Origin of the sequence: Pseudomonas sp. PA-7-1E (assembly GCF_021605325.1) — a bacterium.
GTDB lineage: Bacteria > Pseudomonadota > Gammaproteobacteria > Pseudomonadales > Pseudomonadaceae > Aquipseudomonas > Aquipseudomonas fluorescens_BV.
In genome coordinates this window covers 39,764-46,495 of record NZ_WKFA01000045.1, presented here as the reverse complement: position 1 = coordinate 46,495, position 6,732 = coordinate 39,764, and the positions used below count along the sequence as shown (strand labels likewise).

Sequence of the window (6,732 nt, the reverse complement as noted above, 5' to 3'; positions counted from 1 at the left end):
TCATGGGGTAGACCAGCACAAACCCCCAAGCGGGTTTTTGGGGGGGGGGGTGCTTCCTCCCGCTCGGGTGCGCAGCGCCCGCAAGTTTTTGGGGCCGCTGCGCAGCCCAGCGGGAGCAAGCTCCCTCGCCACAGAAGCTCGCTCCTATAGGGGGAAATCAGCGTGCGGTGATTTTCCAGGCGCGGTGGATCTTGGCATTGCGCGCAAAATCCGGGTCGATGGTCTTGTCGCTGATCTCCTCGACCGCATAGCGTTCGCTGAGGTTGTCTTCCAGCTGGAACTTGCGGAAGTTGTTGGAGAAGTACAGCACGCCACCCGGCGCCAGGCGCGCCATGGCCAGGTCGAGCAACTGCACATGGTCACGCTGCACGTCGAAGATGCCTTCCATGCGCTTGGAGTTGGAGAAGGTCGGCGGGTCGATGAAAATCATGTCGAATTCATCGCGGCTCGCTTCCAGCCACGCCATCACGTCACCCTGTTCCAGGCGGTTCTTGTCGGAGAAGCCGTTGAGGGAGAAATTGCGACGCGCCCAGTCCAGATAGGTCTTGGACAGGTCGACGCTGGTGGTGCTGCGCGCGCCGCCCTTGGCAGCATGCACACTGGCTGTGGCGGTGTAGCAATACAGATTGAGGAAGCGCTTGCCCGCCGCTTCCTTCTGGATGCGCATGCGCATCGGGCGATGGTCGAGGAACAGGCCGGTGTCCAGGTAATCGGTGAGGTTGACCAGCAACTTAACCCCGCCTTCACTGACCTCGGTGAACTTGCCTTGGGCACTCTGACGCTCGTATTGCTTGGTGCCGCTCTGACGCTCACGACGCTTGACCACCACACGGCTCTTGTCGACGTTCAGTGCCTGGGGAATTGCCGCCAAGGCATCGAACATGCGCGCCGAGGCTTTTTCCGGGTCGATGGATTTAGGCGCGGCGTATTCCTGTACGTGCACCCAATCGTGGTACAGGTCGATAGCCATGGAGTATTCAGGCATGTCGGCGTCATACACACGGTAGCAATCCACCCCTTCGCGCTTGGCCCATTTGCCCAACAGCTTGAGGTTCTTCTGCAGGCGGTTGGCGAACATCTGCCCGCCTTCGCTCAAGCGCGCCTGTTCCACCACGGGGGCCGGGGCGGGCTTGATCGGGTTGCCGTTCTTGTTGTACTGACGCTCTGCCGGCTCGCTCGGGGCCTGGTCGTAGGCCGCTTGCTCACGTTCGGCCTGGCGCTGTTCAGGAGTGCGGCGCTCACCCGTGACGAACTGATCCGGGTTGACCTTGATCAGCAGCAACTTGCACGGCAATGCGCCGTTCCAGAACGAATACTGTTTGTGGCTACGGATACCCATGCGCTTGCCCAGGTCCGGCGCGCCGGTAAACACCGCCGCTTCCCAGCCCATGCACGCCTGGCGCAGGCGCTCGCCGAGGTTCTGGTAGAGGTACAGCAGGCTGGCTTCATCACCCAGGCGCTCGCCGTAAGGTGGGTTGCAGATGACCAGGCCTTTCTGGTTCTGGTCCGGGCGCGGCTCGAAAGTACCGACTTCGCCTTGGTACACCTTGATCCAATGGCTCAGCCCGGCGCGCTCGATGTTATTGCGAGCAGGCTGGATCAAGCGTGGGTCGGCTTCATAGCCACGCACCCACAACGGCGGCTTGTTCATGCCGATAGCGGCACGCTCAGTGGCTTCTGCGTGCAGTTTTTTCCACAACGCCGGGACGTGGCCCAGCCAGGTGGTGAACCCCCACAGTTCACGATTGAGGTTGGGGGCCATGTCGGCGGCGATCATCGCGCCCTCGACCAGAAAGGTACCCACACCGCACATCGGGTCTGTCAGCGCGCCGCCTTCGGCCGCAATACGCGGCCAGCCGGCGCGGATCAGGATCGCCGCCGCCAGGTTTTCCTTCAGCGGTGCCGCGCCCTGCTGCAGGCGGTAGCCGCGCTGGTGCAGGCTGTGGCCGGAAAGGTCCAGGGACAGGATGGCTTCGCCACGGTCCAGGCGCAGGTGAATGCGCAGGTCAGGGTTAATCTTGTCGATGGACGGACGTTCGCCGGTCGGGGTGCGCAGTTTGTCGACGATCGCATCCTTGACCTTCAGCGCGCCGAAGTGGGTGTTGTCGATGCCCGAGCCGTGCCCGCTGAACTCCACCGCAAGGGTACCGTCGGGGACCATGTGGTCAGCCCATTCGATGTCCAGCACGCCGTGGTAAAGATCCTCGGCGTCCTTCATCGGGAAGCGTTTGAGCACCAGCAACACACGGTTGGCCAGGCGCGACCAGAGGCACAGGCGGTAGGCGGTTTCCATGTCGGCCATGCCGCGCACGGCCGAGGTGTGCTCGCGGGCTTCCTCAAGGCCAAGCCCGACGGCTTCCTCGATCAGCAGGCCTTCGAGGCCCTTGGGGCAGGTGAGGAAGAGTTCAAAACGGTCCGACATGGGACATTCCAGGCTTTTCAGCAATAAGTGAACAGGCGACGCATCGCCGGTTCGGTTTTCAATCAAGCACTTTTCTCGAAGAGTGCTCGCGTGGCACGAATGTGCCGTTCCACCCCGTCTGACGGGCCCTTGAGCCTTTATTGGCGAGGCAGAAGAAGAATGTTGTGCAATAAAAAGAAATATTCCGACCCTTCGTCGAATAATAACCGACTGCAACAGGCGGTCATTCTCACCAAGGGATTAAACCTTTCCTCTGTGCAGGGCACATCATAGCTGGCTTTGCCCTATAAAAGGGGCGAATAACCATCCCAGCTTATGGCTATAGCATCGTTATCGTTACGTGCTTATGACAAAACGATCATTGAATACATGTGACCTATTGGTTAGAACTCAACACAGGTTGGCGCCGTAACGGTGCCGACACATCGGCTCGCCACGCCGGCAGCGAGCCCACCAACGGCAGAAAAACTCTGCCCGGCCTTGGACAAGGCCGAAGGATATCTAGACAGTCAACAAGTGAGGGAAACACCCTATGAGAAGACTTAAGCGTGATCCGTTGGAAAGAGCATTTTTACGCGGATATCAATATGGCGTTCATGGAAAATCCCGTGAGCTTTGCCCATTTACTCTACCGTCGGTACGCCAAGCCTGGATCAACGGCTGGCGAGAAGGACGCGGCGACAACTGGGACGGTATGACTGGCACTGCGGGCATCCACAGACTCAACGAACTTCACGCCGTCGGCTAATCAGGGGCACTTTATTCCGACACACATCTCTGAACGAGTAACGACTTAACCACGCGCGCCCCATCCGGGCGGCGGGCTTCGGCCCAGGGGCTCCTTTATGGAGCCCTTTTTATTGCCCCGCAGATTGTCAGCGCAAGGCAGCGATGGCATCCACCGACTGGCGAATCAACGCCGGCCCTTTATAGATAAAGCCGGAGTACAACTGCACCAGGCTGGCGCCAGCCGCGATCTTCTCGGCCGCGTGCTTGCCTTCGGTAATACCGCCCACCGCGATGATCGGCAAACGCCCGGCCAACTCGGCCGCCAGCACCTTGACGATATGGGTGCTCTTGTCACGCACTGGCGCGCCCGACAGGCCGCCCGCCTCGTCACCATGGGCCAGGCCTTCGACGCCCACGCGGCTGAGGGTGGTATTGGTTGCAATCACCGCGTCCATCCCTGAATCCACCAGGGCCTGGGCCACCAGTACGGTTTCTTCATCGCTCATGTCCGGCGCGATCTTGATGGCCAGGGGCACACGCTTGCCGTGACGCACGGCCAGGTCTTCCTGGCGCTGGCGCAAGGCTTCGAGCAGTTGCTTGAGGGAATCGCCAAATTGCAGGCTGCGCAGGCCCGGAGTGTTGGGCGAGCTGACGTTGACGGTGACATAGCTGGCGTGGGCGTAGACCTTGTCCAGGCATATCAGGTAGTCATCCACCGCACGTTCCACAGGGGTGTCAAAGTTCTTGCCGATGTTGATACCCAGGATGCCGGTGTATTTCGCCGCCTGAACCCGCGACAGCAGATGGTCGACGCCGAGGTTATTGAAGCCCATGCGATTAATGATCGCCTCCGCTTCCGGCAGGCGGAAAATGCGGGGCTTGGGGTTGCCCGGTTGCGGTCGTGGGGTCACGGTGCCGATTTCGACAAAGCCGAAACCCAACTGCGCAAACCCGTCGATGGCGGCGCCGTTCTTGTCCAGGCCGGCTGCCAGCCCGACCGGGTTGGGGAAGTCGAGCCCCATCACCGACACCGGCATTTTCGCCGGTGCCTTGCATACCAGGCCATTGAGCCCCAGGCGGCCACCAGCACCGATCAGGTCCAGAGACAGATCGTGGGAGGTTTCCGGGGAGAGTTTGAACAACAGCTGGCGGGCCAGGTTATACATGGGCGGGCTAGACTCGGATGGCGGTAAAAGGTGGCGGTGATTATAGCCGCGGCGGTGGGTTGCATGCGAGGCATGACACTCGATCTCATTGACGCTGCGCCATCAAGGCCTCATAGCGCACCCAGATCCTCTCGGCGTAGCGCAGGCGTAATGCCTCACGCTGAGGGCCGGGGCCGGGCCCAACGTTGTAAGCGCCCACTGCCGTCCAGTTGTAGCCAAAACGCTGTATAAAATCGGCAAGAATCGAGGCGCCTACTTCCACCGACAGGCAAGGTTCGTTCAACAACCGCTCTTCGGTAATACCCTGCTTGAGCAAACGAGGCAGGTGAATGCTGTTTATCTGCATCAAGCCAATATCCCGTGTGCCGTTTCGGTTGCTGTAGTTCATCGCTTGCGCACGGGAACCCGACTCGACTGAGGCGATAGCCTGCAGTAACTCTGGCTCGAGATCGTAGCGGCTGGCCGCCTCTTCCCAGCAATAGGCCCATGCCGGGTTACAGCCCATCAGCACACTGAACAACAGGCCTCTGCCCCCGACCCTAACTTTTAACATTACTGGCCTGACCACAGACGGCGCACAGGTGCAGGACAGCCCTCGGTTGATCACCCACCCGTACCGGGCATGTAAAGCGATAGCCCTTGCCATAAATAGTCTTGATAAAGCCTTTGTCGGCCCTCAAATGCTTGCGCAGGGAATAAATACAACGCGTAAGTGACTCATCGGCTACCTCGCCCCGAGGCCAGGCCAGTTCCAGCAAGCGGTCCTTGGTCATCAGTGCGCCACCGGAGGCCAGCAGCAACCTCAGCACCTGCCCCTCCTTGGGAGGCAGCTGTATATCCGCATCCGCGCCTATCAAACGACCATCGCCGTGCAAGGTCCAGCGAGCGAAGACCAGGGATGCCGCCGCTTCTTGCGTCACGACGGCCATACGCACCTCTGTATCGACTACTGACATTCAAATCCTTACTGTGTGAACCGGCTCACCTGCCATTGGCACGACTATAAAAACCGCCCCGCAGACTCGCGTTAGGAAAAAACCCATTCAATGGTTTTTTTTGGGCCGCTGCCGGTCAGACAAATCGCTTGCACCCCTTATCGCGACAGCCACTCCTGGAAAGTCTCCTGCAACTCAACCCCTAGCCGGTCCTCCAACTGCACCAACTCACCTAACGCCATCAGTTGTCCATTGACCCGCACCTCCACACATCGTGTGACGCCTGGGTCCAAGGGCAGCACCTTTCCCGGCGCGAACGCGGCCAAACGCTTGCGGCTGATCAATCGCTCCTGCAGCAGTATTTCCAGGTGCATGGACAAATGCCTTTTCAGGGGGAAAACTCGCGCTCCGTCCGTAGGAACGCACGTTGCACACGCTCATATTGCGCGGCGGTCAACTGAGGTGGCCCGGCCTGCGGGTCGCCACCACCGGCATGCGCCTGCCCTGGCAAGGTTTCACTCAGCACCTGGGCCACATCCAGCTCGGCCAGCAGTTTCTCGATAACTTTCACCTGGGCAGGCGAGCCCTTGATCAACACACTGTTGGTATCCGGATAGGCCAGCAACGCAAGGCGGCCGTCGGCCAACCGGACCCTCTGCGCCAGGGATAGCCGGGCATGGATCATCGAGAGCATGCCTGGTACCAGGCCCCTGTTGGTACCCACGCCGTGCGGGTGATCTTCCACCGGGAAATTGACCACTTGCACCACGCCAAATGCAGGCGGGCGCTCTGGCAACTTGCGAGGGGGTCGATCCATCAGTTGCGTCAGCCGCAATATATGATCGACATAGCTGGGAGGCCCGGACACGTAGAACATGCGAGCCCCGTTTGGGCGCAGCGGATAACGCGGCTCATCCAGCCCTGCACGCCGCATGATGCCACGCAGCCTGTCGACACTAATATGTTGCAGCGCCACCGCCGAGCTTCTCGCTTCGTCGGCAGCGTAGACGTGCAACACTTGGCCATCGCTGTGCCAGATCAAGCCTTCGCGCGCGGCGAGCGTTTCAATGACCTGTTGCGGCGCCGCAAAATCGAACGCTCCGCTCACCTGCCTACTAGCCACGGCACGGCTGGTCACCACGGGCAGGCCCAATGACACAGACAACGCAGCAAAGAAAGCCGGCAGCCCCTCATCCTGTGCCTGGTACACCTCGCCACAGGCCGTGCGACTGCCCAGCAACAGCGCGGCGCACAGCAGCACGCTGTACAGCCAGCGGCAATTGAGGGTTGCGAGGAAATCAGCGTGCACCGTGGGAATGCCTGGCGGTCTGGCCTGAGGAAGCGGCCATACTGCGAGGCGCACGAGGTTCAATCATGATGGAAAGTTGACGGCCAGTTGCACCGGCCCACCCATGGCATGTGCCTTGCTATGCACTCTGTATCAGGCTCGCACCAACGGCGGTACGGGCCTACGGACAGA

General features: G+C 60.5%; 7 protein-coding genes. 1 reads left to right on the top strand and 6 read right to left on the bottom strand.

Going from position 1 to position 6,732, the window contains the following annotated elements; genetic code table 11:
- Positions 1-157 precede the first annotated feature (157 nt).
- Complete coding sequence (gene rlmKL, locus GIW79_RS22440; RefSeq protein ID WP_034128371.1) at positions 158-2,422, bottom strand: bifunctional 23S rRNA (guanine(2069)-N(7))-methyltransferase RlmK/23S rRNA (guanine(2445)-N(2))-methyltransferase RlmL; 2,265 nt, start codon at positions 2,420-2,422, stop codon at positions 158-160.
- 532 nt (positions 2,423-2,954) lie between these two features.
- Here rlmKL and rmf point away from each other — a divergent pair.
- Positions 2,955-3,170 (top strand): ribosome modulation factor, encoded by a 216-nt coding sequence (gene rmf / locus GIW79_RS22435; protein ID WP_002553055.1) that lies wholly within the window; start codon positions 2,955-2,957, stop codon positions 3,168-3,170.
- A gap of 127 nt (positions 3,171-3,297) precedes the next feature.
- Here rmf and GIW79_RS22430 read toward each other — a convergent pair whose 3' ends face one another.
- From GIW79_RS22430 to GIW79_RS22410, 5 genes are all read right to left on the bottom strand, one after another.
- Positions 3,298-4,317 (bottom strand): quinone-dependent dihydroorotate dehydrogenase, encoded by a 1,020-nt coding sequence (locus GIW79_RS22430; RefSeq protein WP_072447413.1) that lies wholly within the window; start codon positions 4,315-4,317, stop codon positions 3,298-3,300.
- Positions 4,318-4,402: 85 nt separating this feature from the next.
- A complete protein-coding gene (locus tag GIW79_RS22425) occupies positions 4,403-4,870 on the bottom strand; it encodes a transglycosylase SLT domain-containing protein (protein ID WP_054897185.1) in 468 nt (155 codons plus the stop codon).
- Positions 4,857-5,246 (bottom strand): winged helix-turn-helix domain-containing protein, encoded by a 390-nt coding sequence (locus tag GIW79_RS22420; protein WP_054897216.1) that lies wholly within the window; start codon positions 5,244-5,246, stop codon positions 4,857-4,859. Before GIW79_RS22420 ends, GIW79_RS22425 begins: the two co-directional genes overlap by 14 nt.
- 164 nt (positions 5,247-5,410) lie before the next feature.
- The gene (locus GIW79_RS22415; RefSeq protein ID WP_054897186.1) at positions 5,411-5,626 is read right to left on the bottom strand and encodes a FliM/FliN family flagellar motor switch protein; all 216 of its coding nucleotides are present in this window, start codon (positions 5,624-5,626) and stop codon (positions 5,411-5,413) included.
- A 14-nt stretch (positions 5,627-5,640) separates the two neighbouring features.
- The gene (locus GIW79_RS22410) at positions 5,641-6,561 is read right to left on the bottom strand and encodes a secretin N-terminal domain-containing protein (RefSeq protein ID WP_236453129.1); all 921 of its coding nucleotides are present in this window, start codon (positions 6,559-6,561) and stop codon (positions 5,641-5,643) included.
- Between the last annotated feature and the right edge of the window lie 171 nt (positions 6,562-6,732).

Bases quoted from the DNA above. Each gene is read 5' to 3' on its own strand.
- rlmKL (WP_034128371.1), bottom strand. From the start codon at position 2,422: ATGTCGGACCGTTTTGAACTCTTCCTCACCTGCCCCAAGGGCCTCGAA.
- rmf (WP_002553055.1), top strand. From the start codon at position 2,955: ATGAGAAGACTTAAGCGTGATCCGTTGGAAAGAGCATTTTTACGCGGA.
- GIW79_RS22430 (WP_072447413.1), bottom strand. From the start codon at position 4,317: ATGTATAACCTGGCCCGCCAGCTGTTGTTCAAACTCTCCCCGGAAACC.
- GIW79_RS22425 (WP_054897185.1), bottom strand. From the start codon at position 4,870: ATGTTAAAAGTTAGGGTCGGGGGCAGAGGCCTGTTGTTCAGTGTGCTG.
- GIW79_RS22420 (WP_054897216.1), bottom strand. From the start codon at position 5,246: ATGGCCGTCGTGACGCAAGAAGCGGCGGCATCCCTGGTCTTCGCTCGC.
- GIW79_RS22415 (WP_054897186.1), bottom strand. From the start codon at position 5,626: ATGCACCTGGAAATACTGCTGCAGGAGCGATTGATCAGCCGCAAGCGT.